Origin of the sequence: Burkholderia sp. Ac-20365 (genome assembly GCF_017104715.1) — a bacterium.
In the GTDB taxonomy this organism is placed as follows: domain Bacteria; phylum Pseudomonadota; class Gammaproteobacteria; order Burkholderiales; family Burkholderiaceae; genus Paraburkholderia.
On sequence record NZ_JAAGPI010000062.1, the window covers coordinates 14,511 to 38,890 of the forward strand.

22 protein-coding genes are annotated in these 24,380 nt (G+C 62.1%); 11 read left to right on the forward strand and 11 right to left on the reverse strand.

Going from position 1 to position 24,380, the window contains the following annotated elements; translation table 11 throughout:
* The first annotated feature begins 257 nt into the window (after positions 1-257).
* Positions 258-3,104, forward strand: a complete 2,847-nt coding sequence (locus tag G3O01_RS42665; protein WP_205813500.1) for an EAL domain-containing protein — start codon at positions 258-260, stop codon at positions 3,102-3,104.
* A gap of 4 nt (positions 3,105-3,108) precedes the next feature.
* Here G3O01_RS42665 and G3O01_RS42670 read toward each other — a convergent pair whose 3' ends face one another.
* The 5 genes from G3O01_RS42670 to G3O01_RS42690 form a co-directional block, all read right to left on the reverse strand.
* Complete coding sequence (locus G3O01_RS42670) at positions 3,109-3,702, reverse strand: peroxidase-related enzyme (protein ID WP_205813501.1); 594 nt, start codon at positions 3,700-3,702, stop codon at positions 3,109-3,111.
* Between the two features lie 882 nt (positions 3,703-4,584).
* On the reverse strand, positions 4,585-6,801 hold the full coding sequence (locus G3O01_RS42675; RefSeq protein ID WP_205813502.1) for a xanthine dehydrogenase family protein molybdopterin-binding subunit: 2,217 nt from the start codon (positions 6,799-6,801) through the stop codon (positions 4,585-4,587).
* The gene (locus tag G3O01_RS42680; protein WP_205813503.1) at positions 6,798-7,790 is read right to left on the reverse strand and encodes a xanthine dehydrogenase family protein subunit M; all 993 of its coding nucleotides are present in this window, start codon (positions 7,788-7,790) and stop codon (positions 6,798-6,800) included. The genes G3O01_RS42675 and G3O01_RS42680 overlap by 4 nt, the downstream gene beginning before the upstream one ends.
* Before the next feature lie 13 nt (positions 7,791-7,803).
* Positions 7,804-8,586 (reverse strand): 2Fe-2S iron-sulfur cluster-binding protein, encoded by a 783-nt coding sequence (locus G3O01_RS42685; protein WP_205813504.1) that lies wholly within the window; start codon positions 8,584-8,586, stop codon positions 7,804-7,806.
* A gap of 410 nt (positions 8,587-8,996) precedes the next feature.
* Positions 8,997-10,289 (reverse strand): aspartate carbamoyltransferase, encoded by a 1,293-nt coding sequence (locus G3O01_RS42690; protein WP_205813505.1) that lies wholly within the window; start codon positions 10,287-10,289, stop codon positions 8,997-8,999.
* Positions 10,290-10,317: 28 nt separating this feature from the next.
* Between G3O01_RS42690 and G3O01_RS42695 the strand changes: the two genes are divergently transcribed.
* A complete protein-coding gene (locus tag G3O01_RS42695; protein ID WP_205813506.1) occupies positions 10,318-10,575 on the forward strand; it encodes a hypothetical protein in 258 nt (85 codons plus the stop codon).
* 125 nt (positions 10,576-10,700) lie between these two features.
* Positions 10,701-11,564, forward strand: a complete 864-nt coding sequence (gene dapA / locus G3O01_RS42700; protein WP_205813507.1) for a 4-hydroxy-tetrahydrodipicolinate synthase — start codon at positions 10,701-10,703, stop codon at positions 11,562-11,564.
* A 140-nt stretch (positions 11,565-11,704) separates the two neighbouring features.
* Here dapA and G3O01_RS42705 read toward each other — a convergent pair whose 3' ends face one another.
* Complete coding sequence (locus tag G3O01_RS42705) at positions 11,705-13,774, reverse strand: EAL domain-containing protein (RefSeq protein WP_205813508.1); 2,070 nt, start codon at positions 13,772-13,774, stop codon at positions 11,705-11,707.
* 459 nt (positions 13,775-14,233) lie between these two features.
* Between G3O01_RS42705 and G3O01_RS42710 the strand changes: the two genes are divergently transcribed.
* From G3O01_RS42710 to G3O01_RS42735, 6 genes are all read left to right on the forward strand, one after another.
* The gene (locus tag G3O01_RS42710) at positions 14,234-14,692 is read left to right on the forward strand and encodes a hypothetical protein (RefSeq protein ID WP_205813509.1); all 459 of its coding nucleotides are present in this window, start codon (positions 14,234-14,236) and stop codon (positions 14,690-14,692) included.
* A 108-nt stretch (positions 14,693-14,800) separates the two neighbouring features.
* Positions 14,801-15,220, forward strand: a complete 420-nt coding sequence (locus G3O01_RS42715; RefSeq protein WP_205813510.1) for a rhodanese-like domain-containing protein — start codon at positions 14,801-14,803, stop codon at positions 15,218-15,220.
* 57 nt (positions 15,221-15,277) lie between these two features.
* Positions 15,278-16,243, forward strand: a complete 966-nt coding sequence (ftrA, locus tag G3O01_RS42720) for a transcriptional regulator FtrA (protein WP_205813511.1) — start codon at positions 15,278-15,280, stop codon at positions 16,241-16,243.
* A 49-nt stretch (positions 16,244-16,292) separates the two neighbouring features.
* Complete coding sequence (locus G3O01_RS45475; protein ID WP_241024732.1) at positions 16,293-17,246, forward strand: nitrogen fixation protein NifQ; 954 nt, start codon at positions 16,293-16,295, stop codon at positions 17,244-17,246.
* A 209-nt stretch (positions 17,247-17,455) separates the two neighbouring features.
* Complete coding sequence (locus tag G3O01_RS42730; protein WP_205813512.1) at positions 17,456-18,514, forward strand: ABC transporter substrate-binding protein; 1,059 nt, start codon at positions 17,456-17,458, stop codon at positions 18,512-18,514.
* Between the two features lie 115 nt (positions 18,515-18,629).
* Positions 18,630-19,553: a recombination-associated protein RdgC gene (locus tag G3O01_RS42735; RefSeq protein WP_205813513.1), complete on the forward strand. Its 924-nt coding sequence runs from the start codon at positions 18,630-18,632 to the stop codon at positions 19,551-19,553.
* Here the strand turns inward: G3O01_RS42735 and G3O01_RS42740 are convergent.
* The 4 genes from G3O01_RS42740 to G3O01_RS42755 all read right to left on the reverse strand — a co-directional run bounded on the left by G3O01_RS42740 (position 19,540) and on the right by G3O01_RS42755 (position 21,636).
* Positions 19,540-19,719, reverse strand: coding sequence for a hypothetical protein (locus tag G3O01_RS42740; RefSeq protein WP_205813514.1), 180 nt, complete (start codon positions 19,717-19,719; stop codon positions 19,540-19,542). The genes G3O01_RS42735 and G3O01_RS42740 overlap by 14 nt on opposite strands.
* A gap of 25 nt (positions 19,720-19,744) precedes the next feature.
* Positions 19,745-19,897 carry a hypothetical protein gene (locus tag G3O01_RS42745; RefSeq protein WP_205813515.1) on the reverse strand — a complete coding sequence of 51 codons (153 nt, stop codon included), beginning with the start codon at positions 19,895-19,897 and terminating at the stop codon, positions 19,745-19,747.
* A gap of 517 nt (positions 19,898-20,414) precedes the next feature.
* Complete coding sequence (locus G3O01_RS42750; RefSeq protein WP_205813516.1) at positions 20,415-20,636, reverse strand: hypothetical protein; 222 nt, start codon at positions 20,634-20,636, stop codon at positions 20,415-20,417.
* Positions 20,637-20,727: 91 nt separating this feature from the next.
* Positions 20,728-21,636, reverse strand: a complete 909-nt coding sequence (locus tag G3O01_RS42755) for a glutamate/aspartate ABC transporter substrate-binding protein (protein ID WP_205813517.1) — start codon at positions 21,634-21,636, stop codon at positions 20,728-20,730.
* A 185-nt stretch (positions 21,637-21,821) separates the two neighbouring features.
* On the opposite strand from G3O01_RS42755, the gene G3O01_RS42760 reads away from it, so the two are divergent.
* Positions 21,822-22,250, forward strand: coding sequence for a hypothetical protein (locus G3O01_RS42760; protein ID WP_205813518.1), 429 nt, complete (start codon positions 21,822-21,824; stop codon positions 22,248-22,250).
* A gap of 15 nt (positions 22,251-22,265) precedes the next feature.
* Here the strand turns inward: G3O01_RS42760 and G3O01_RS42765 are convergent, their stop codons facing one another.
* The gene (locus G3O01_RS42765) at positions 22,266-23,198 is read right to left on the reverse strand and encodes a LysR family transcriptional regulator (RefSeq protein WP_205813519.1); all 933 of its coding nucleotides are present in this window, start codon (positions 23,196-23,198) and stop codon (positions 22,266-22,268) included.
* 147 nt (positions 23,199-23,345) lie between these two features.
* Between G3O01_RS42765 and G3O01_RS42770 the strand changes: the two genes are divergently transcribed.
* Positions 23,346-24,197, forward strand: coding sequence for an NmrA family NAD(P)-binding protein (locus tag G3O01_RS42770; RefSeq protein ID WP_205813522.1), 852 nt, complete (start codon positions 23,346-23,348; stop codon positions 24,195-24,197).
* The last annotated feature ends 183 nt before the right edge of the window (positions 24,198-24,380 follow it).

Sequence of the window (24,380 nt, forward strand, 5' to 3'; positions counted from 1 at the left end):
CCGTGCGGAACGGCGCGCACGCTAGATGAACAGCAAGTGCCGTTCCGTCGCAATCAGGGCAAAACCGAATGCGCAAAATGTAAAAGCAAACGTTTTCGTGCGCTCAGACATTTTTTTTGCGGGCCAGATACATTAAGTTTGCTATTGCTTACGTCGATATAACTGGCTGTGCACGAGAGGGGAGTGAGCGCCTGGGTGCGGGCTCCCGTCGACGTATTGGGCGCAAAACAATCACGCGGCGGCGCGGGGGCAGATTTATGTGGAATGCCGATTTGTCGGCAAACGGGATGGGGGGGATGGGAGCGCGATCGATCGACGACGCGGCGCGCGCGGTGGAGTCGCGCCGCGTTCCGTGGGCGTGGTATCGCGTCGGCCAGCAGCTCGAATTGATGGGCGAAGGCGCGACGCGTTCCGACTGGCCGCGCACGATCGTCCCCGCGTTGCTGCACGAGACGTGCAAGGAGCGCGGCTGGTGCGCATGGCCGACGGGCCGCAGCGACCTCTCGCTCGGCTGGCTGCTCGCGCCCGCATCGCGTGCATGGGATCCCGTTTTCGGCGCGCTCGCACGAGCGATCGGCGACCAGATGCAGGCCGATGCGCTGATGCGCGCGCAAAACGTGCAGCGCGTGCTGTACGACATCGCGTATCTGGCGAGCTCGATCAGCGAACGCGGCGAGTTCATGAAGGCCATGCACGAGCGTCTCGGCACGCTGATCGACGCGGAGAATTTCTACCTCGCGCTCTATGACCGGGAGACGGGCGCGGTCACGTATCCGTATTACATCGACCTGATCGACACCGAGGCCGTCGATACGAATCACATGGACATGGTCGACCCGGAGAACCTGTCGCTGACGGGTTACGTGCTGACGACGGGCCAGCCGCTGCTGATCGACGAAAAGGGGATCATTGAAGCGGCGGCGACGGGGCGCTTCAACTGCGTCGGCCACCGGCCGAAGTTCTGGATGGGCGCACCGCTGAAAAACGCGTCCGACGAAGTGTTCGGCATGGTGACGATGCAGGTCTACGATGCATCGCGCATCTACAGCGCCGAAGACCGCGCGCTATTTCTGGTGGTCGCGCGGCATGTGGCGATGGCGCTCGACCGGATTCTGCACCGCGTCGGCCTCGAAGCGGAGGTCGCGCGTCGAACGGCCGAACTGTCGCGTCTGAACGACACGTTGCGCGCGGAAATCGCCGAGCGCGAGCGCGCGCAGCATCTGCAGGCGGCGCTGTTCGAAATCGCCGAGCTGTCGAGCCAATCCGTCGATATCGGCAAGTTCTTCCGTAGCCTGCATGCGATCGTCGGCGGGCTGCTGTATGCGAAGAACTTCTATGTCGCGCTGTTCGATCCGGCGATGGCGGAAGTGTCGTTTCCGTATTACATCGACGAAACGCAGCACGAAATACCCGCGCCGCGTCGCGGCGAGCGCGGGCTGACGGAATATGTGATCCGCCAGCGCGTGCCTTGCCTGCTCGATACGAGCGACGCCGTGCGTCTGGTGGAAGCGGGCGAGATCAAGCTGGACACCGAGAATATCCGTTTGCGTTCGTGGCTGGGCGTGCCGCTCTTCGACGGCAACGTGGTGCGCGGCGTGCTCGTCGTGCAGAGCTATGCGGCGAGCGTGCGGTACGACCGGCGCGATCAGGAGTTGCTGACCTTCGTGTCGCGCCACATCGATACGGCGCTGTCGCGGCGGCGCGTCGCGGAAGCACAGCACGCGGCGAATCTCGAACTCGAAGCGCGCGTGCTGGCGCGCACGCAGGAGCTGGATGCGGCCAATGCGCGGCTGTTGCACGAGAATTACCACGATGCGCTGACGGGTTTGCCCAACCGCTCGCATCTGTACGAGCGGCTCGAAGCGGCGTGGCTCGGGTATAGCAGGCGCGGCGAGCCCTTGTCGGTGCTGTTCATCGACCTCGACCGCTTCAAGGTCGTCAACGACAGTCTCGGCCATCAGTTCGGCGATGCGCTGCTGGTCGAAGTGGCGGCGCGGCTGCGCGAATGCCTGCGGCGCGACGATCTGCTCGCGCGTCTGGGAGGCGATGAGTTCGCCGTGGTGGTGCCGGGTGGAAATCTGCAAACGGTGCTGGCGCTGGCCGAACGCATTCTTGCCGCGTTCGATACGCCGTTCAACATTGGCGAGCAGACGGTGTTCACGTCTTGCAGCGTCGGCGTGGTGAGCGCGGACAGCGCGCATCACCTGAAACCCGCCGACCTGCTGCGCGACGCCGATGCCGCGATGTATCGCGTGAAAAACCGCGGACGCGACAGCTTTGCCGTGTTCAACCAGCAGATGCGCCGCGAGCTGTCGGATCAGATCGAAACAGAAGGTGCGCTGCGCAATGCACTCAAGCGCAAAGACGAACTGGTGCCATTTTTTCAGCCTATTGTCGATATCGACAGTGGCAAGCTGGTTGCCCTGGAGGCGTTGATCCGCTGGCGGCAGCCGAATGGCGAAGTGTGGGCGCCGGGACGTTTTCTGCCCGCAGTGGAGGGGCTGAAGCTGATCGGGCGGCTGGACATGTACATGCTCACGCGCGTGGCCGAGATTCTCGCGCAGCCGGAGCATATCGACTGGCCGCCTGTACAAGTGAATCTGTCGAGCTACAGCATCACGCGCCCCGAGTTCGCGGACGAACTGCTCGAACTATTGAAGCGTTATGGCGTGCATCCTTCGCGCATTTCGCTCGAATTGACGGAAGGCGCGCTCGTGGCCGAGCCGGATCTGGCGCGCAACACGATGCAAAGTCTCGCGGACAACGGTATGTGCGTCGTGCTCGACGATTTCGGCACGGGCTTTTCTTCGTTGAGTTACGTGCACCAGTATCGCTTCAGCGGCTTGAAGATCGATAAGTCCTTTGTGCTCGAACTGACGCAGAGCCCGCGCAGCCGCGCGATCGTGCGCGCGATCGTGCGGATGGCGGAGTCGCTGGAACTGACGGTAGTCGCGGAGGGCATCGAGGACCAGGCGACGCTCGAACTGTTGCGCACGATCGGCGCGGCGCACGGGCAGGGTTATCACCTTGCGCGGCCGATGTCGCTGGATGCGCTGATGACGTCGCCGCTTGCGCCGCGTTCGCGGGCGGTAGCGCAGTCGTAGCGGTTTATTCGCCTTTCTCGCCTTGCTCGCGGGGAATGCGGCCCATCAGGTAGAACTCATCGTTGGGGCGCATCGAGATCACATTGGCCATGCGGTTTGACAGGCCGAAGAACGCGGTGATGGCGGCGATGTCCCAGATATCGGCGTCATTGAAGCCGTGGGCGCGCAGCGTGTCGAAATCGGCGTCATCGACGCGGCCCGAGTCGCGACAGACTTTCAGCGCGAAATCGAGCATGGCTTTTTGACGCGGTGTGATGTCGGCTTTGGCGGGGTTTGTGGCGATCTGATCCGCTAGCAGCGGGGCTTTTTCGTAGATTCGCAGGATTGCGCCGTGGGCTACAACGCAGTAGAGGCAGTTGTTGACTGCGCTGGTTGCGACGACGATCATTTCGCGTTCGCCTTTGGTAAGGCCGCCTTCTTTTAGCATCAATGCGTCGTGGTAGGCGAAGAAGGCTCTGAATTCGTCGGGGCGGTGGGCTAGTGTCAGGAATACGTTTGGCACGAAGCCAGCTTTGGTTTGCACTTCAAGGATTCGTGCGCGGATGTCGTCGGGCCATTCGCCAGGGGTTGGGATGGGGTAGCGGCTGGGTTTTTGCATTTTGATGTCTCCGGGTCTTTTTTGTCTGCGACGCTGGGGCAGTTCTATTATCGGTTGGTTTTGTCTTGCGACGCTGGTTTGGAATGCTTGTGTTTGTGCTGGCATCCGCGTGATGTTTTGCCTGGTTCATGCGTTGCCCCTGTGCGGGGCGGCACTTACTTTCTTTGCCGCCGCAAAGAAAGTAAGCAAAGAAAGCGGGCTAACACCGCCCGCTCTTGACCACCGCCTGAGGGCCCCCAACCGGTCCTCTGCTTCACACGGCGTTCTGCCATTCACTGCCCGTTGCCAACGCCTTGAATGGGCGCCTCACCCGCCTCAATTACCCGTGGCGCAGCCAGCGGCAGCAAATGGTTACAGCCGCCCAGGTGGCAAACTGTGTGTAGGTCGTGGTACTCCACGCCTCAGCGCTCCTACGACACCGACCTTGCTTTCGAGCCACGACCTTGGTTTTCAGTCTGGAGTGATGCGCGTACGTCGCGACAGCCGACACACAGTTTGCCGCTATAGAACGTGGGCAATTTGATCGCGCGTGTGGCGACGCGGGAGTGTGAAGCGGGTGATGAGCGAATTCGAAGCGTTGGCAGCGGGCATCGACCAGCGAGGTTGCCGTGTGAAGTGGAGGACCCGTTGGGGGCCCTCAGGCGGAGGTCAAGAGCGGGCGGTGTTAGCCCGCTTTCTTTGCTTACTTTCTTTGCGGCGGCAAAGAAAGTAAGTGCCGCCCCGCACAGGGGCAACGCCTGCGCCGCGTAGGCGCATCGCGGATGCCAGCGAAAACCCAGGCAAACCGAACCAAGGCTTAAGCCGCGCAGGCACCTCACGCGGATGCCAGCGAAAACAAAAGCAAACCACAGAAAGCGTCGCGCAGACAAACCCAAACAAACCTCAAACCCGAACAACCTTCTCCAAAGTAACCGGCAAATCCCTCACCCTGACACCGGTAGCGTGATAAACAGCATTACCAATAGCGGCGACCACACCAGTGATCCCGATCTCTCCAATCCCCCTCGACCCGAGAGAATTGATAAAAGGATCCGGCTCATCGAGCACAACAACATCCAGCACGCCGACATCGGCATTAACCGGCACGTGATACTCAGCCAGATTGGCATTAATAAACCGCCCATACTGGGCATCGAGCGTGGTCCCCTCTTCGAGCGCAGCGCCAATTCCCCATACGAGCCCACCCATCAGCTGGCTGCGCGCAGTCTTCACATTCAGCATCCTGCCGACGTTATAAACGCCCGTGATCTTCGCAACTCGAATGGTCCCAAGGTCGGCATCGACGTGCACTTCGGCGAACACGGCTCCCCATGAATGAAATGAATAGCGTTGCTTCTCATCACCCGGCTTGACGCTGGTCGTCGCCTCAATCGGCTGCCCGCCCGCGCGCGCGAGAACTGCTGCGACAGGATCGCGCCTGGACGGATCGGATCGGCTCATCACCCAGCCGTTCTGCACGATCACATCATCAGGCGCGGCGCCAGCCAAAGGCGAACCATGATCCGCGACGGCCATCGCGACCAGCTTGCCGCGCACCTGATCGCATGCGTCCCGTACGGCCGGCGACACACTCGCCACCGACTGCGAGCCGCCTGACACAGGCGCCTTCGGCAGCGACGAATCGCCGAGGCCAAAGCGGATGTTCTCGGGCGCTATGCCGAGCGCGTCCGATGCAACCTGCGTCATCACCGTGTACGTGCCCGTGCCGAGATCCTGTGTGCCGGAGACGACCATCGCCGTGCCGTCGGGCAAAATGCGCGCCAGCGCCGCCGCTTCGCTGCGATTCGCGGGATACGTGGCCGTCCCCATGCCGAGGCCGATCAGCGTGTTGCCGTCGCGCATCGAACGTGGCTGCGGCTTGCGGCGCGACCAGCCAAAACGCTCAGCGCCGACGCTATAGCACTGGCGCAACGCCTTGCTCGACCACGGCTTGTTTTCCTGCGGATCGCTCTCCGCATAGTTCTTCAGACGCAGCGCGATCGGGTCCATCTTCAACTGGTACGACAGCTCGTCCATCGCCGTTTCCAGCGCCCATGAACCCGTCGTTTCGCCAGGCGCACGCATGAAGGTCGGCGTGCCGACGTTCATCTGCACCAGACGATGCGTCGTCACCTGATTCGGCACCGCGTACATCATCCGCGTGACCATGCAGCAGGTCTCCGTCCAGTCTTCGATCATCGATGTGTTCGAAAAGCTGTCGTGCCGCATCGCCGTCAGCGTGCCGTCGCGCTTCGCGGCGATCACCATGCGCTGTTCGGTGTACGGCCGTCCGCCGACTGAGCCGAACATCTGCGGTCGCTCCAGCGCGAGGCGCACGGGCCGGCCGGTCTGCTTCGCCGCCATCGCGCACAGCACCACGTGCGACCACGCCGAACCCTTGCAGCCGAAGCCGCCGCCGACGAACGGCGAGATGACGCGCACGTCGTCGGGCGACATGCCGAGTGTCTTCGCAACCGACGTGCGCGTGCCCGTCACGCCTTGCGTCGAATCGTAGAGCGTCAGTTGCGGACCGTCCCAGACGGCCATCGTCGCGTGTGGCTCCATCGGGTTGTGATGTTCCATTGGCGTCGTGTAGACGGCATCCACACGCACCACGCCCGCTGCGAGGCCCGCTTCGTAGTCGCCGCGCGTAGTATCGGTCTGACGGCCTTGCGGTTTGTCCGGCGCGTGCGCGGTGGCCTTGGCTTGCGTGAAATCGAGCGCTGCGGGCTCTGCCGCATACGTGATCCGCAACTGACGCGCGGCGTCCGTTGCATGTTCGAGCGTGTCCGCGACGACGACGGCAATCGGCTCGTTGCTGTAGTGAATCTGGTTGTCCTGCAGCAGCGACAGATGCCGACCCGCCGGCGGCGCGAGCGCGGGCCGACCGCCGTTCGGCAGACGCGGTGCGTTCTGATACGTCATCACTAGCAGCACGCCAGGCAATGCGGCTGCGCGGCTCGTATCGATCGATGCAATCGAGCCCTTCGCAATCGTGCTCGTCACCAGCACGCCATGCGCGAGACGCGCCTCGGGAAATTCGGCCGCGTAACGCGCTTCGCCTGTGACCTTGAGCAGGCCGTCGGTGCGATCGAGTGGATGTCCGATGATCGTGCTCATGCCACACCTCCCGCTGCCTGGTTCACTGCACGCACGATCGCGTTCTGCGCGAGCCGCACCTTGAACGCGTTGTCGCGCAGCGGCTTCGCGTCGCTGAGTGCTGCTGCGGCGGCCTGGCTCAACGTCGCGTTATCCAGTGGCTTACCGGCGATCATCTGCTCGGCTGCGGTTGCGCGCCACGGCTTGTGCGCGACGCCGCCCAATGCGATGCGTGCGCTGCGCACCGTGTTGCCGTCCATCTGCAGCGCGGCCGCGACGGACACGAGTGCGAATGCATAGCTCGCACGGTCACGCACCTTCAGATAGTGCGCATGCTCGTTGTAGACGGGCGGCGGCAAGTCGATCGACGTAATCAGTTCACCCGGACGCAGCGTCGTGTCGAGATCGGCGCGTTCGCCCGGCAGACGATGAAACTCGCCGATCGGAATCGCACGCTCGCCTTGCGGGCCGCTCACGCGCACGGTTGCATCGAGCGCGACCAGTGCGACGCTCATATCCGAAGGATTGACGGCGATGCATTGCGTGCTCGCGCCGAGAATCGCATGCGTGCGGTTGTGGCCGTTGATCGCGGCGCAGCCGGTTCCCGGCTGGCGCTTGTTGCAGGCGGTGAACGCGGTGTCGTAAAAGTACGGGCAGCGCGTGCGCTGCATCAGATTGCCGCCGACAGTTGCCATATTGCGCAGTTGCGCCGATGCGCCCGCGAGCAGCGCCTGAGTCAGCAGCGGATAACGCTCGCGCACGAGCGCATGATTCGCGGCGTCGCTATTGCGCACCAGCGCACCGATGCGCATGCCGCCGTCGGGCAGCGTCGAGACGAGATCGAGCCCTTGTATGCGCGTGATATCGACGAGCCTTACGGGCCGCGTCACGCCGCCTTTCATCAGATCGAGCAGATTCGTGCCGCCGCCGATGAACATCGTGCCCGGCTGCTGCGCGGCGCGCACGGCGCCCGCGATATCGGCGGCGCGTTCGTAGGAGATTGCATCCATGATGGTCTCCTCGTTACGCGACGTCGGTCGTCTTGATGACGAACGTCGAGTACGTGTAGTCGGTGCCGCTGCCCACCGTGCCGCGATGCGCGGACTGCACGGCGGCAACGATGTTCACGTACGCACCGCAGCGGCAGATGTTGCCGCTCATGCGTTCGCGGATTTCTTCTTCGGTCAGTTGCGGCGGGCGGCGCCGCACATCGGCGGTAACGGTGCTGGCGGTGCCGGCGTCGAATTCCGTGAGCAAAGCTGTCGCCGAACAGATTTGCCCCGGCGTACAGTAGCCGCACTGGAACGCATCCTGTTCGATGAACGCGCGTTGCACCGGGTTCAACGTGCCGTTGTTCGCGAGTCCTTCGACGGTCGTGATCGCTTCGCCTTCGTGCATCACGGCAAGCGTGAGACACGAGTTGATGCGGCGGCCATTGCTGAGCACCGTGCACGCGCCGCATTGTCCGCGGTCGCAGCCTTTCTTTGTGCCCGTGAGGCCGGCATATTCGCGCAGTGCATCGAGCAATGTGACGCGCGGCTCGAGTTGCAGCGTGTAATCGCGTCCGTTGATGTTGAGCTTCACAGGGCGCGGCGGCACGGTTGTGCGTGCAACGGGTTGCGGTGCGGGTGGCGTTTGAGTCTGCGACTTTGCGTAGGGCGCGGCGCCTACCGTGGCAGCCGCCGCTGCGGATTGCAGGAAGCGGCGTCGTGAGTTGCTGGAAGGCGAGGCGTCATGCTCGTCCTCGCGGTTCGACGGCGCATCGTGTTGCGAGCACGAACCCTGACATTCGATATCGTGGGACATGATGTTCTGCTTGCTCCGTGGAAGTTCGATGCAGGCTTGCGGCGCATCGAAGCCGAAGCCGCGGCCGGTGCATGGCAAGCCATATCAATGAGCAATTTCGATGCCGCACGCGCAGAACTTCACAGGACGACCGCACGCGCGGCGAACTGCTTTCTCAAACGTCTTCACGTTGCCCGGAACGCGGCGCGCAAGGTGAATGCTTGCGGTGCGTGTTGCAACGTGGAAAGCGAATCTTCATCGTGGCATACCCGGCGTGGCGAGGTGGTGACGGGTAGGTGGCGTGAAGATGGCGGTGGGATGGCGCGTACGCCACTTTCGGGAACAGGCATGTGTCGTGCAAAAACAAAAACGCGCGTCAAACATCAACGCGCGTTTTGCATGAACCAGCAACGACTCAGCTTATAGACCGCTCAATCGATGCCATGAAACACTGCATCGTCCGGACCGAGATACGCCGGCGGGCGCCATGCAGCATCGCGCATCGAATGCTGAACCAGCTTCTCGACACCCAGCAGTACCGCGAAAATCGCCATCCGCACGGGAATGCCGTTGTCTGTCTGACGGAAGATCGCGAGGCGCGAATCGTGATTCAGGTCGGTGCTCAGGTCATTCGCGCCGGCACGGCTGTCGCGCGGCAACGGGTGCATGATCAGCGTGTCCGGGCCGCACACGGTATCGACGAGCGCCTGGTTGATCTGGAAATCGGGCGTGTAGCCTTCGAACGACTCGTCAGCGAAACGCTCTTTCTGGATACGCGTCGCGTAGACGACATCCGCGCCGCGCAGGCCGTTTTTCAGGTCGTTGGTCTGCTCGACCACGTGGCCGTTACGCGAAATCTGATCGACGATGTACGCGGGCATTTCCAGCGTGGGCGGCGAAATGAGCGTGAACTTGATGCCGCGATACAGTGCCAGCAGCTTGACGAGCGAGTGCACGGTGCGCCCGTACTTCAGGTCGCCCACCAGCGCGATATGCGCGCCGTCGACGATCTTGCCCAGCCGCGAGAACTCGCGCTGGATCGTGTACAGGTCGAGCAGCGCCTGGCTCGGGTGCTCGCCGGGACCGTCGCCGCCGTTGATCACGGGAATGTTGGTCGCGCGCGCGAATTCGGCCACGGAGCCCTGGTCCGGGTGGCGGATCACGAGGGCGTCGACGTAGCCGGACATCACGCGGCTCGTGTCATAAATCGATTCGCCCTTGGCCATCGACGAGAACGTGAAGCCCGTCGTGTCGCACACCGAGCCGCCGAGGCGGCAGAATGCCGCGCCGAAGCTCACGCGGGTACGTGTGCTGGCCTCGAAGAACAGGTTGCCGAGCACGGCGCCTTCAAGCACGCGCGAGATTTTCCGGCGGCGCGCGATGGGCTGCATGATATCGGCCACGCGAAAGAGCGCTTCGACCGAATCGCGCGAGAACTGATCGACGGACAAAAGCTGCGGCTTGCCTTCGAACAGCATCTGGCTCGCCAGCGACTGCGAATCTACGCTTTGCGTATGCTTTTCGGCGGGTGCGCCGTTGACGACGATCTCCGACACGAAGCGCTCGACGATCTCGGGCATCGCGCGCGATTCCTGCGAATCGTCGGGCAGCAGCCACGTGTCGAGCGCACGCTTCGACACGCCGATGCGCGTCGCGAAGCCGTCGCGGGTGAGGTTCAGACGCCGCATCGCGTCACGGAGAAAGGCTTGTTGCGGGACGGTCATGGGCTACCTCTTTTCGTCAGGAGATTCTGTGAATATACGCGTTGCGTATATTAATTCGCTGGACGAGGAAGTCAAGAAATTTCGCGCATCCGTTCGCCGCGCGCCGGCTTTGAGCCCGTGCGGGCGAAAAGCTCGCGGCATCGGGCGCCATTTTGCGGTTACACTGCCGGACATGGAAAACGGCTCATGGCTTCAGAATCGTGTGGAAATGGACGCGCAACGGCGCGCCGCCCCCGCACGCGTGGGCATCGCCACTTCCAAAGCCAAAAAACAGTCGCTCATCTGACCGGAGCTGCTGTTCCGTCAGGTGTGCGACGGAACAGCCTCGATCAACGGTCCCCGAATTTCCCGCTCTTGATCCTGTTTCCTCGCCGCTGAACGGTTCCCGTACGGTCGCGTTCGAGGATAGTCATGTCCAATTTTTCGGGTATCTGGATTCCGCTTGTCACACCGTTTTCCGCAGACGGTTCCGTCGATCACGCTGCCTTGCGCCGCCTGATCGGGCTCTATGCCGGCGCGGGCGTCGCGGGCGTGGTCGCGCTCGGCACCACGGGCGAGCCTTCGTCTCTAGATACGGACGAGCAGGAAGCCGTGCTCGCCACCACGCTCGATGCATCGGGCGGCGCGCTGCCTGTGATCGTCGGTGTGTCGGGCAACAATGCGCGCAGCATGCGCGAACGCGTGCTGCGTCTGAATGCGCTGCCGCTCGGGGGCCTGCTGATATCGGCGCCGTACTACGTGCGGCCGTCGCAGGCAGGCATCGCCGACCATTTCACGATGCTTGCCGACGCGAGCGAGCATCCCGTCGTGCTGTACGACATTCCCACTCGTACGGGCGTGCGCATCGAACTCGAGACGCTGCTTTCGCTCGCGGCGCACCCGCGCATTCAGGCGATCAAGGATTGCGCGGGTTCGCTCGACACCACGCACGCGCTGATACTCGACGGCCGGCTGCAAGTGCTTGCGGGCGACGACATCCGCATCTTCGACACGCTCTGCATGGGCGGCAGCGGCGCGATCGCGGCGTCGGCGCACGTGTGGCCCGAGCGTTTCGTCGCGCTCGATCGCGCGTTGAAGGCGGGGCGTCTAGAGGAAGGGCGCGCGCTGTTCCATTCGCTCGTACCGCTGATCCGCGCGCTCACTTCCGAATCGAATCCCGCGCCCGTGAAGGCGGCGCTTGCCGCGCAAGGTCTGATGAAGGGCGATTTGCGCGCGCCGATGACGCCGGCGAGCGAAACATTGCGCGTCCATTTGCAGCAGCTGCTCGCCGCCTGAGGCTCGCTGGTTTCGGCGGATCTGGCTCCTGCCGGCATCCGCGAATCCGCTGATCGAGCCCGCGGTGTTCGTGCTGCAAAATCCCGACGCGGTCGCCGCGCAATCGTAAGCGCGGTTGAGCTTTAGTCCGGCGGCGGAACTTACGTCGCGGGCATGCGCTCCGCGAGCAGTTCGCTGAACGCGTCGGCCGTGAGCGGCTTGCCGAGCAGGAAGCCCTGCATTTCGTCGCAGTTCAGATCTTTGAGCTTGTCGAGCTGCGAAGCCGTTTCGACGCCTTCCGCTACCACGTCCATTTCCAGCGAATGCGCGAGCGCGATGATCGCCTGCACGATCGCGCTGCCTTCGTGGCCGTCTGCATCGAGCCCGTTCGTGAAGAAGCGGTCGATCTTCAGCTGCTTCACGCGAAAACGCTGCAGATAGGCGAGGCTCGAATAACCCGTGCCGAAGTCGTCGATCGAGATCTCGAAGCCGCTGGTCTGGAATTCGCGGATCATCTCCGTCGTCTTCGCGGCGTCCTGCATCGCCACCGTCTCGGTGATCTCGAACATGATCTGGTCGCACGCGACACCTTCCGCGTGCACGATCTCCAGCATCTTCGCGACGAGATCGGGCTGCGCCATCTGGCGCGGCGACAGGTTGATCGCGACTTTCATCGACGGCAGGCCGGCGCTTTCCCAGCGGCGAATCTGGCGGCACGTTTCGCGCACCACCCAATAACCGATCTCGACGATCTGCCCCGAACGCTCGGCGATAGGAATGAAGTCCATCGGCGCGAGCACGCCGATGTCCGGATGATTCAGGCGGATCAGCGCTTCCGCGCCCGCCACTTCGCCGCTGTCGCCACGGAACTTCGGCTGGAAGTGCAGCGAAAAATAATGCTTGCCGAGCGCCTCGTGCAGCGCGCTCTGAATCTTGAGCGTGCGCATCGCGGCTTCGTTCATGTGTGCTTCGAAGAAGCGATAGGTGCTGCGGCCGCCGCGCTTGGCTTCGTACATCGCGGCGTCGGCGTGCTTGAGCAGTTCGTCGACGGAATCGCCGTCCTGCGGATACAGCGAGATGCCGATGCTCGGCATGATCTGCAGCGTCTGGCTTTCCGTGTTGAGGCCCTTGCGCATCCGTTCGAGCACGGCTTCCGCCATTTTTTCCGCGTCCTGCGGCGCGCCGAGATTCTCGGCCAGCACGACGAACTCGTCGCCGCCGAGCCGGGCGACGGTATCGACATTGCGCACGCATTGGCGCAACTGGTTCGCGAAGGCTTTCAGCACTTCGTCGCCGAATGCGTGGCCGAGCGAATCGTTGATCGTCTTGAAGCCGTCGAGATCCATGAACAGGATCGCAAAACCGCGACGGCTCAGCTTCGACGCGTGGATTGCGCGGTCGATGCGCTCCGTCAGCGTGCGGCGGTTGGGCAGGTCGGTGAGCGTGTCGTAGGTGGCAAGGCGCACGATCTGGTTGTTCAGCAGCGACACCGAGCCGGCGAGGAACGTGGTATGGGCATCGACGCGCGACAGGATCAGCGTGACGATCAGGATCACCAGCGTGAACAGCGTGATCGTGGTCGCGAGCCATTGCTCATTGACGCCACGGGCCGCGCCGCATACGGAGTTGGGCAGAAAGTCAGCGGCCGCCATGCCCGTGTAGTGCATACCGACGATCGCGACGCCCATCACACAGGCTGCGCCGATCCGCTTCACCAGCACGCGATGCTGGGTCGAGTCGCGCAGCGTGTGGGCGATCCACAGCGCGGCGATCGACGCGGCAATTGCGATCGCGATCGAGGCGGCGAACAGGCCGCGGTGATACTGGATGCCCGGCTGCATCTGCATCGCGGCCATCCCCGTGTAGTGCATGCCCGCGATGCCGAAGCCCATCAGCAGGCCGCCCGTCAAGAGGCGTTTCGTCGACAGCACCGGGCGCGCGACCTGAACGAGCGCGAAGTACGACACGATCATCGCGATGATGAGCGAGTAGCCGGTGATCGAGAAGTCGTAGCCGAGCGGAATGGGCAGCGAAAAGGCCAGCATCCCGATGAAGTGCATCGACCAGATGCCCGTGCCCATTGCGGCTGCGCCGCCTGCCAGCCAGAGGTGGCGCAGGCGGGCGGATGCCATGGTCGAAATTCGTCCGGCCAGGTCGAGCGCCGTGTATGAAGCCAGTGTTGCGACGGCGAGCGACACGACAACCAGACCCAGATTGTAAGTGCTCTGCATGTCAGTTCCGTCGCAAGAGGAAGTTCCCTCGACTGGTTAACGGCAGCGTTTCTAAAATATTGAGGAAAATTTTAAAAGGCTGATTCAAATATTTGCCGAAATGATTCGAAGCGTTTTTGCGGCATTTTCATGGCATGGTTTGGTCGCAGAATGCGTTATTCGGCGACGCGTGAAATAGGCGTTCCTGTCCCGTTTCTGAACCGCTGCTTTCCGCCTGCCGTCTGGGTTTCCAGCGCCGCTGAACATTACCCAATCAATGCGCGTTCGCGCAATAGATGATGAATAGGGTATCGGCCTGATTTGCACATAATTTAGGCAAGCCGGCGGTCCGTTCGTGAAAGTAAGGCTTTGCAATTTTTCAATCGGCAAAAAAACAGGAACCCGTTTGCCGCATCGCGTGTCGCACAGGCAATGTCACCAAAACGCGCGTCCAGCGATGCGCTCTTCATGGGAGAAGACATGCCACGACTGACGATCATCCTGTTCTTCACGTTGCTGACGGGTTGCAGTGAAATTCGCATGCACGAGGCGCGCAATCCGCAAGGCGAGCTGATTGGGTCGAATGTGCTCGATCTCGTGCAAACGGTCGGAATTCCCGACAAGACGATGAAACTCGTGAATTCAAACGGCCCGGATGCTCGCCTCGAAGTCCAATGGAATTTCTCCAACTCGGATGCGGCACTCGACATGAATGCGCTCGTGCTGGATGTGAAAGTGGGCGGCGCGGGCAAGTGCAGCATGACGGCGATGGTCGACCGCTGGGGCGGCAAGGTGCGGGCCGTGAATTTCCCGCAGGCGCACAGCGACAGTATTGGTTCCGACTATGGCGCGTGTGAACCGCTCATTGCCGAGGCGCTGGCTCACAATCCGCACACGCCTGTCGATCCATCATGGGATGCGTTTTCGCTGGTCAAGTGATGCCGCGCGAGATGGCGTGATGTTACCGATAGTTGTCATTTGCGCCACTGTCGCATGCTGCATCCGGACCAGATAATGGCTTCGTACTCAACACCGAGGAGCCAGAAGATGTCACCCGTATCCGCCGTTGCTGCCGCCGATAGCGCCGCCGCATTCGCACATTTCAGCGCGTCGCTTGCCTTTGAAACCGATTGTTCCGATGTCAACGCGGCCTTTGCGCAGAGCCCGGACGCGGTTGATTTCGTGTTGCTCGACGTGCGCAGTCCTGCGCTGTATGCGCGCGGCCATGTGCCTCACGCCATCAACCTGCCACACGGCAAGATCGTGGCGTCGAAGCTGGCCGACTATCCGCCCGATACGCTGTTCGTGACCTATTGCGCGGGACCGCATTGCAACGGCGCGACGCGTGGCGCAATCCGGCTGGCGCAGCTTGGACGCCCCGTCAAGATCATGATAGGCGGCGTGCAAGGCTGGCTCGACGAAGGTCTCGAACTCGTGACCGTCGATGGCAAGCAGGACGGCAGATAAACCCGAAGGCGGCGTTGACGTGATGGCGTGATTAGCGATCTCCGGTAACATCGCGCCATGCAAGATCATCTCGTCGCTGCGCTCGTCTATGACCGCCTGTGCACTTTCGAATTCGGCTGCGTGACCGAACTGTTCGCGCTCGAGCGGCCGGAACTCGACGTGCAGTGGTACCGCTTCGCCGTGTGTGCCGTCGAGCCAGGGCCGATTCGCGCGGCGGGCGGGATCGGCATCGCCGCGCCGTACACGCTCAAGATGCTCGACCGCGCATCGACGATCGTCGTGCCCGGCTGGCGCGATCCCGATGAGCAACCGCCCGAAGCGCTGCTGAAGAAAATCCGTGCTGCTGTCGAGCGCGGCGCGCGCGTCTGTTCGATCTGCTCGGGCGTGTTCGTGCTGGCGGCAGCCGGCGTGCTCGATGGCAAGACGGTGACGACGCACTGGCGTTACGCGGACAAACTGCAGCAACGCTATCCGCAGCTGCGCGTGAAGCCCGACGCACTGTATGTCGACGAAGGGCAGGTGATTACGTCGGCGGGTTCGGCAGCGGGAATCGACATGCTGCTGCATCTCGTGCGGCGCGACTACGGCAGCGCGATTGCCAACCGCGTCGCGCAGCGGCTCGTCGTGCCGCCGCATCGCGAAGGCGGCCAGGCGCAGTTTGTGCCGCGGCCGATGCCGCAGGACGACAGCGGCCGGCTCGCGCGTCTGATGGACTATGTGCGGGCGAATCCCGCGCACGCGCATACGCTTGCGTCGCTTGCCGACGAGGCGGCGATGAGTCCGCGCACGTTGCAGCGGCAGTTCCGCGACGCGACGGGCATGGCGCCTTACGAATGGCTGATACGCGAACGCGTGGGGATGGCGCGCGAACTGCTCGAATCGGCCGCTGAACTGCCGATGTCGCGCATCGCGGAACTTGCGGGCTTCGGCTCGGAGGAGTCGCTGCGCCGGCATTTCAGGCGCATTGCGTTGACGAGTCCGGGTGCATATCGCAAGAAGTTCGGCGCGACGGGTACGCCGTGACGCTGCTGCGCTATGCTTGATGCGCGCGTTCACAGGTCAAGGGAAAGTCATGTCCAGTCGGGAACGGTTGATCGCCATTTTGCCCACGAACAATCTGGATGCCGCCGAGCACTTCTTCGCGCGGCTCGGTTTTACGCAGCGCCCGGGCGCCCGGTACGACGGCTACCGGATCCTCACGGACGACCACGGCGGCGAAGTGCATTTGACGAACGCTGTCGAAACGTGGCTCGTGCCGGGGCGAAATCCATTCGCGCTGTATTTGTACCGTCGCGACGTGGACGCGCTTGCAGCGCGGTTCAAGGGTGAAATACTGGAACGAGGCGGCAGCCCCGAGCGCAAGCCGTGGGGCATGTACGAGTTCAGTCTCAACGGTCCCGACGACACGCTCATTCGCGTTGGCTGGGACATCGACGCAACAGGGAGCATTTGCATGACGGCAGACCCGAATCGTGCACGCGACGTGGAAGTCGCGCGCCTGCTCGAACATGCGCCGCAGCATGCCGCGGCCGATGCCGTCATGTTCGCGCGGCTGATCGGCGCGAAGGTCGCGAGTGGTGATCTGTTGCATCTCGGTCTGACACGCGCTGCGCTCGATGCCCTGCTCCAGCGCCATTTCCGCACTGCCGGGGCGCTGCATGCGGCGCCCGAATATATCGCCGCGAGCGAACATCAACATTTCGTCGATGCATTGCGCGCGATGCTGCTCGATCATGAGTCCTCGCTCGCCGCGACCAACGCCGACGCACAATGTCTCGCAACGATCATCGCAACGGCGTGCCTGCGTCCCGACCATCTGTGGCGCGATCTCGGGCTCGACGGCCGCGACGATGTGACTGACATCCTCACGCGCCACTATCCGCGCCTCGTCGCTCGCAATACGGATAACACGCGCTGGAAGAAGTTTCTTGCGCGTGAACTGGCGCTTGCCGAGGGCCGCGCGCCGGTACCCGCGCCGGGCTGTCCTGGCTGCGAAGATTATGGCTTCTGCTATCCGTCGCGCTGAGAGCCAATTGCGCGCAAACCCCACCGTAGAAACCCGAAGTTGAGCCGGACTCATACCCGGCATCAAAAAACATCGCTTCATCGTCGAAAAAAACGGACCGCACAATCGCGTTGCCTTGTCACGCTCCTGCGATGGCGCGGCGGGTCGCGTCATTCGCGCGGCCGATCACAACAAGATTCGAGACCTTCCCGGCAATCAGGAGACATTCGATGATGCGATCCATCAAGCTGCTGGCTACCGTCGCCACGGCGGCAGCTGCATTTTCAGCAGGCAGCGCCCACGCCGCCGACAATAACGCCGCTAAAACCGGTAACTGGTGCAGCGCCGGCAAGACCGTGCATTTCGCGGGCATCACATGGGAGAGCGGCGCCTTCGCGACGGAAGTGCTGCGACAGATTCTGGAGAAAGGCTACGGCTGCAAAACGGATGTCGTGCCCGGCAGCACGGCCGCGACGGAAACAGCGCTCGCGCACAACGACGTGCAGGTCTGGGCCGAGCAATGGACAGGCCGCAGCGAGATCACCGCGAAGGCCGTCGAAACGGGTAGCGTCAAGCTGGTCGGCGACACGCTGCCGGGCGGCACGAAGGAAGGCTGGTTCGTGCCCGATTACGTCGTGAAGGGCGACCCGGCGCGCGGCATCAAGGCGTCGGCGCCGGGGCTCGCGTCGGTGGCGGATCTGCCGAAGTACAAGAACGTCTTCACCGACGACGAAGAGCCGAACAAGGGGCGTTTCCTGAACTGTCCGAGCGGCTGGGACTGCGAGCGCGTGAACTCGCGTTTGCTGAAAGTGCTCAAGCTCGACGAGTCGTACACGAACTTCCGCCCTGGCACGGGCGCGGCGCTCGATGCCGCGATCGCCTCCGCCTACACGCGTGGCGCGCCGATCCTGTTCTACTACTGGGGTCCCGCTGCGTTGATGGCAAAGTACAAGCTGACCGAGCTGAAGATGCCTGCGTTCAACGATGCATGCTGGCAGACGCTGCGCAACGAGAGCAGCACGCAGCAGTGCGCGTCGTCGTACATGGTTTCGCACGTGACGGTTGGTGCGTCGACACCGTTCTACAACGCCGAGCCGCAACTGATGACGCTGTTCACGAAGGTCAAGTTTCCAATGGACTTCCTGAACGCGACGATCCTCGACATGAGCGTCAAGAAACTGGATGCATCGACGATGGCCACGCAATTCCTGCGTACGCATCCTGAGATGTGGAAGACGTGGGTGCCCGCCGATGTCGCCGCGAAGGTGCAGGCAGGAATGGCGAGCTGACATTGACGGCAGCCTGAACGGAGCATGAAGGCGGCATAAAAGTGGGCGCGGAGGAAGCAAAAATCCTCCGCGCCGCCAACGTCATATAGAATGACGCGCTTTGCCCGTTCTCGCCATGTGGTTCAAGAATCTACAGCTTCACCGTCTTCCCGCTCCGTGGAATGTGAGCGTCGAGCAAATGGAAAAGTGGCTCGCGCCGCATGCATTCCAGCCGGCCAACAGCGTCGAGACGACGCGTCAGGGTTGGACGTCGCCGCGCAATAACGACTCCCTGGTCTACTCGATCAACAAGCAGATGCTGCTGACGTTCCGCGCGGAAAAGAAACTGCTGCCGGCTTCCGTCGTCACGCAGGTGACCAGGGCGCGCGCACAGGAACTCGAAGAGCAGCAGGGCTTCAAGCCGGGCCGCAAGCAGATGCGCGACCTGAAAGAGCAGGTCACCGACGAACTGCTGCCGCGCGCGTTCAGCATCCAGCGCGATACGCGCGTGTGGATCGACACTGTCAATGGCTGGCTCGTGATCGATGCAGCATCGCAGGCGCTCGGCGACGATGTGCTGGGCCTGCTCGTCAAGTCGGTCGACCGGTTGCCGATTACGAGCGTGCGCGTGGCGGACGCGCCCGTGTCCGCGATGACGAACTGGTTGCTCGCGGGCGAAGGTCCCGTCAATTTCACGCTCGACCAGGATACCGAACTGCGTTCACCCGCTGAAGGCAATGCGACGGTGCGCTATGTTGGTCATGCGCTCGAAGCGGAAGATATGCGCCGTCATATCGAAGCTGGAAAGCAGTGCATGCGGCTTGCGATGACGTGGCATGACCGTGTGTCGTTTGTGCTGACGCCTTCGTTGACTATCAAGCGCGTGACGGCGCTCGACGTGATCAAGGAAGCGGGTGATCCCACCGCGCAGAATGATGATGAGCAGTTTGATTCTGACTTCACGTTGATGACCGGGGAACTGGCGAAGCTGCTGGACGGGGTTGTTGATGCGCTTGGCGGCGAGCTTGATGATGGTGTTGCGTCAGCTAAGGCTGCTTGACGGTTTTGGTTTTGGTTTTGGTTTTGGTTTTGCATTTGCATTTGCCTGCGGCGCTGGGGTTGGGGTTGTCGCTGGCATTTGCGTGATGTTTGTTGATTTGTCTTGCGACGCTGGGTGGTTTGCTTGTGGTTGCGCTGGCATCCGCGTTTTGTTGTTGGTTCTTCATGCGTTGCCCCTGTGCGGGGCGGCACCTACTTTTCTTTGCCGCGGCAAAGAAAAGTAGGCAAAAGAAAGCCGCTGAACACCGCCAGCTCTTCTCTTTGCCCACGGGCCCCCAACGGCCCCGTCCTGTTCGCGGCATCGCTCTTCTCGATGCCCGCTGCCCACGCTTCGAATTGGCTCATCACCCGCTTCACACTCCCGCGTCGCCACACGCGCGATCAAATTGCCCACGTTCTATAGCGGCAAACTGTGTGTCGGCCGTCGCGACGTACGCGCATCACTCCAGACTGAAAACCAAGGTCGTGGCTCGAAAGCAAGGTCGGTGTCGTAGGAGCGCTGAGGCTTGAAGTACCACGACCTACACACAGTTTGCCACCTGGGCGGCCGTGACCATTCGACGCCGCTGGCTGTGTTGCGGGTGCTTGAAGTGGGTGAAGCGTCTGTTCGAAGCGTTGGCAATGGGCATCGACCAGCGAGGTTGCCGTGTGAAGTGGAGGACCCGTTGGGGGCCCTCAGGCGGAGGTCAAGAACGGGCGGTGTTAGCCCGCTTTCTTTGCTTACTTTCTTTGCGGCGGCAAAGAAAGTAAGTGCCGCCCCGCACAGGGGCAGCGCGTGAACCAGGCAAGACAAAACGCGGATGCCAGCGCAAACACAAGCAATCCAAACCAGCGTCGCAAAGACAAAACCAAAAACCCTACCTCAATCAAACATATTCCGAAACGCAACAGCCACAATCACAGGAACACACATCACAAGCGGAATCGCAAAGTAAGGCACTTCGAGGTCAACATACCAGCTATAGACGAGCCAGCCGATCCCGGCACCCAACGTGCCAATCCCCACAAGCGCGGTCAGCACGTTCAACAGCACGGGCGACGGTTTCCAGCGCGTCTTGTCTTCTTTCGGCGAAGGCGTGTTCATTCTGGCTCCGAAGCAGATCGTCACGAGTTGCGATTCGTTCGATTTTACTCCGGCGCCATGCGCATGGCCCAATACCCGTTGCTGGCGAGCCTTACTCGAACGCCTTGTCGTTTGGATTCTTGTAGAGCGTGCGCAGGTTGTCGCTCATCGGGAAATCGAAGTTCATGTTCTTCGGCGGCACGGGTTTCATGAACCACTTGTCGTACATCGCGTCGATCTCGCCGCTCTTCATCACCTGCGCGAGCGTGTCGTCGACCACCTTCAGGAACGCCGGGTCGCCCTTGCGCAGCATAAAACCGTAAGCTTCCGACGATTGCGGCGTGCCGGTGATCACCCAGTCGGCAGGCTTCGCCGTCAGCGTGCGTGTGCCGGCGAGCAGCACGTCGTCCATCATGTACGCGACGGCGCGACCCGTCTCCAGCGTCATGCGGCCTTCGCCATAGTCCTTCGCGCTGATGATCTGCATGTTCATCTTTTTCTCTTCGTTCATCTTGCGCAGAATGCGCTCCGATGTCGTGCCCTGGTTCGTCACGACCGTCTTGCCGGCCAGATCGGGAAAGTCCTTGATGCCCGAATCCTTGCGCGTGAGCAGCCGCGTAGTGGCAACGAAGAACGTATCGCCGAACGCGACCTGATTCTGACGCGATGTCAGGTTGGTCGTAACGCCGCATTCGAGATCGACGGTGCCGTTCTGTACCAGCGCAATGCGGTTCTGCGACGTAACGGGGATGAAGCGCACCTGCAGATTCGGCTTGTGCGTTCTGGCCTTCACGACATCGATAATCCGGTTGCACAGGTCTTGCGAAAAGCCGATCACCTGATTGCTCGAATCGACATACGAGAACGGCACCGACGTCTCGCGATGGCCGATCGCGATCAGATTGGCAGCCTCGATTTTAGCGAGCGTCGGCGGCGCGTCCTGCGCGGCGGCGTTCGTCGTCGTGATGAGGCAGGGCGCCGCGACGCACAGGGCAAGTGCGAGCGAAGTCAGTCGGTTCATTGCAGATCCTCGGGTTGTATCCGTAGCGTGTATACGAATGTTGCCATGAAAATAATTATTGCAACATATGTTTTACCCTTAAATCTGCTGAGGCCCGGTCATGTGCATGGCACGCAGCGGTGGCATGATGAATGCAGCGATGCCTTCCTCAACACCGTTCGTCAACAACACCAAGGAGAAAGCCGATGCACGCCGTTCGTAACTGGATCGCCGGAATCGCCCTCGTCACGACGCTCGCCGCGCTGGCCCCGCTGCCTGCCGTCGCGCAGACCAACCCCGGCGCGGCGCCGCCGCCCACGCCTGCGGGCGACGGCACCTTCCTGCTGACGATCTTCCTGAAGCACGATCAGTCGAAGCCGCTGCCGAAGATCAACCAGCAACTGGCCGAGCAAGGCTTTTACAAGGCGTTTCCGCCGCCGGGCATCGAGGTAGTGTCGTGGTACGTGATGATGGGTGTCGGCCAGGTCGTGACGCTGCGCGTGCCCGCCAACCGGCTGCGCGAGGTGAACCGCGCGATCGAGGAGACCGCGTGGGGCGGCTACACCACCGAGTTCTATCCGACCTACGATTACAAGGCGATCGCCGAGCAGGCGCGGGTCAAGAACGGCAAATGACGCGCGGCTGCCACGTCAGTACCACGGCTTGTCGTTTAGCGGCGAGCCGGTGATCCTGACGATGAAGTCGAGAAACGCGCGCACCTTCGCGGACGGATGACGCCGCGAGGGGTAGAGCGCGTAGAGCGGAAAACGCTCGTCGGGCCAGTCGGGAAAGAGATCGACGAGACGGCCGCTGTCGAATAGCGGTTGCGTGCCGAGCGCCATGATCTGCGCGATGCCGTGACCCGCGAGACACGCACCGTGCATTGTCGAGACATCGTTGACCATCAGGCGACCGCGCGCATCGATGATCACTTTCTTGCGCGGCCGATGAAATTCCCACACGAACGGCCGTCCTGTCTCCGGATCGCGATACTGGATGCAGTTGTGCGGCTCGCGTTCGAGATCGGTGGGCTTCAACGGGCGGCCGTGCTTCTTCAGATAGCCGGGCGACGCTGCCGTCACGATGCGCGTATCGAGCAGCCGACGCGCGACGAGCGTGGACGGACGCGGCTCGCCAAAACGCACGGCGAGGTCGAAGCCGTCGGCGACCATATCGCCGAGTTGATCGCGCGTGATGAGATCGAGATTGAGATCCGGATAACGCGCGACGAAATCGCCGATACGCGGGCTCAGCACGATCTTCGAGAAGAACGGATCGACATTCACGCGCAGCCTTCCGCGCACGGCCGTCGCGCCGCCCGCTGCCGATGCGGCGGCTTCTTCGAGCCCGTCCATCAGCGGCACGATCTGTTCATAGAGGCGCAGGCCCTCGTCGGTGAGCTTGACGGTACGCGTGGTGCGGTCGAACAGGCGAATGCCGAGCCGCGCTTCGAGCCGCGCGACCGAGCGGCTGATGCCCGATTGCGACATGTCGAGCCGCTCGCTTGCGCCCGCGAAGCTGCCGCTTTCGACGATGGCCGTCAGTACGCCCATGCCGTTGAGAATCCGTTCGTCGAAGGACATCGTGTGCTCCTCTGGTGCGATTCAATGCGTTGCCATGCATGACATTGTGTCATGAATCAAATGACACTCATGTCATGGTGTAAAGGGCTGCCTCCGGCCAGAATGAACTCCGTCGCAAGTCATTTGCAATTGAATGGGAGTTCGAGGATGTACGCAATTACAGGTATTACAGGTCAGGTTGGCGGCGTGGTTGCTAAAACGCTGCTGGCGCAGGGAAAGGCGGTGCGCGCGGTGGTGCGCAGCGCGGAAAAGGGTGCACCGTGGGCGGCGCGGGGCTGCGAAGTGGCGCTAGCGGAGATGCATGATCAGGCTGCGTTGGCGCGCGCGTTCGAAGGTGCCGAAGGCGTGTTCGTGCTGCTGCCGCCTGTGTTTGATCCTTCGCCGGATTTTGCCGAGTCACGGCGCAATATTGACGCGCTGCGGGCTGCTTTGAGTTCGGCGAAGCCGTCACGGGTGGTCGTGCTTTCTACTATTGGCGCGCAGGCTGTGCAGCCTAATCTGCTGAATCAGCTTGGGCTCATGGAGCAGGCGCTGCGAACGCTGCCGTTGCCTGTGGCGTTTCTTCGCGCTGCGTGGTTCTTCGAGAATTCTGCATGGGATGTTGCGCCGGCGCGCGAGCACGGTGTGATTCCAAGCTTTTTGCAGCCTTTGGATAAGCCTGTGCCGATGGTGGCGACTGATGATATCGGGCTTGTCGCGGCTGAGTTGTTGCAGGATTCGTGGGTCGGGACGCGTGTTGTCGAGCTTGAAGGGCCGCGGCGCGTGACACCCAATGAGATTGCTGCTGCGTTTGCTGATGCGCTTGCGCGGCCTGTTTCCATGCAGGTTGTGCCTCGAGAGGAATGGGAAACGTTGTTTCGCTCGCAAGGGATGCAGAATCCGCTGCCGCGTATGCAGATGATTGATGGGTTTAATGAAGGATGGATTGAGTTTGAGGGTTTGTCTTCGACGCGGAAGGGGGTGGTTTCGCTTGAGGAGGTGGTGGGGAGATTGGTGTAGGTTTGGTGTGCCAGGGTTTTTTGCTGGCATCCGCGAGATGTTATTGGTTTATTAGTGTTGCCCCTGTGCGGGGCGGCACTTACTTTCTTTGCCGCCGCAAAGAAAGTAAGCAAAGAAAGCGGGCTAACACCGCCCGTTCGTGACCACCGCCTGAGGGCCCCCAACGGGTCCTCCGCTTCACAC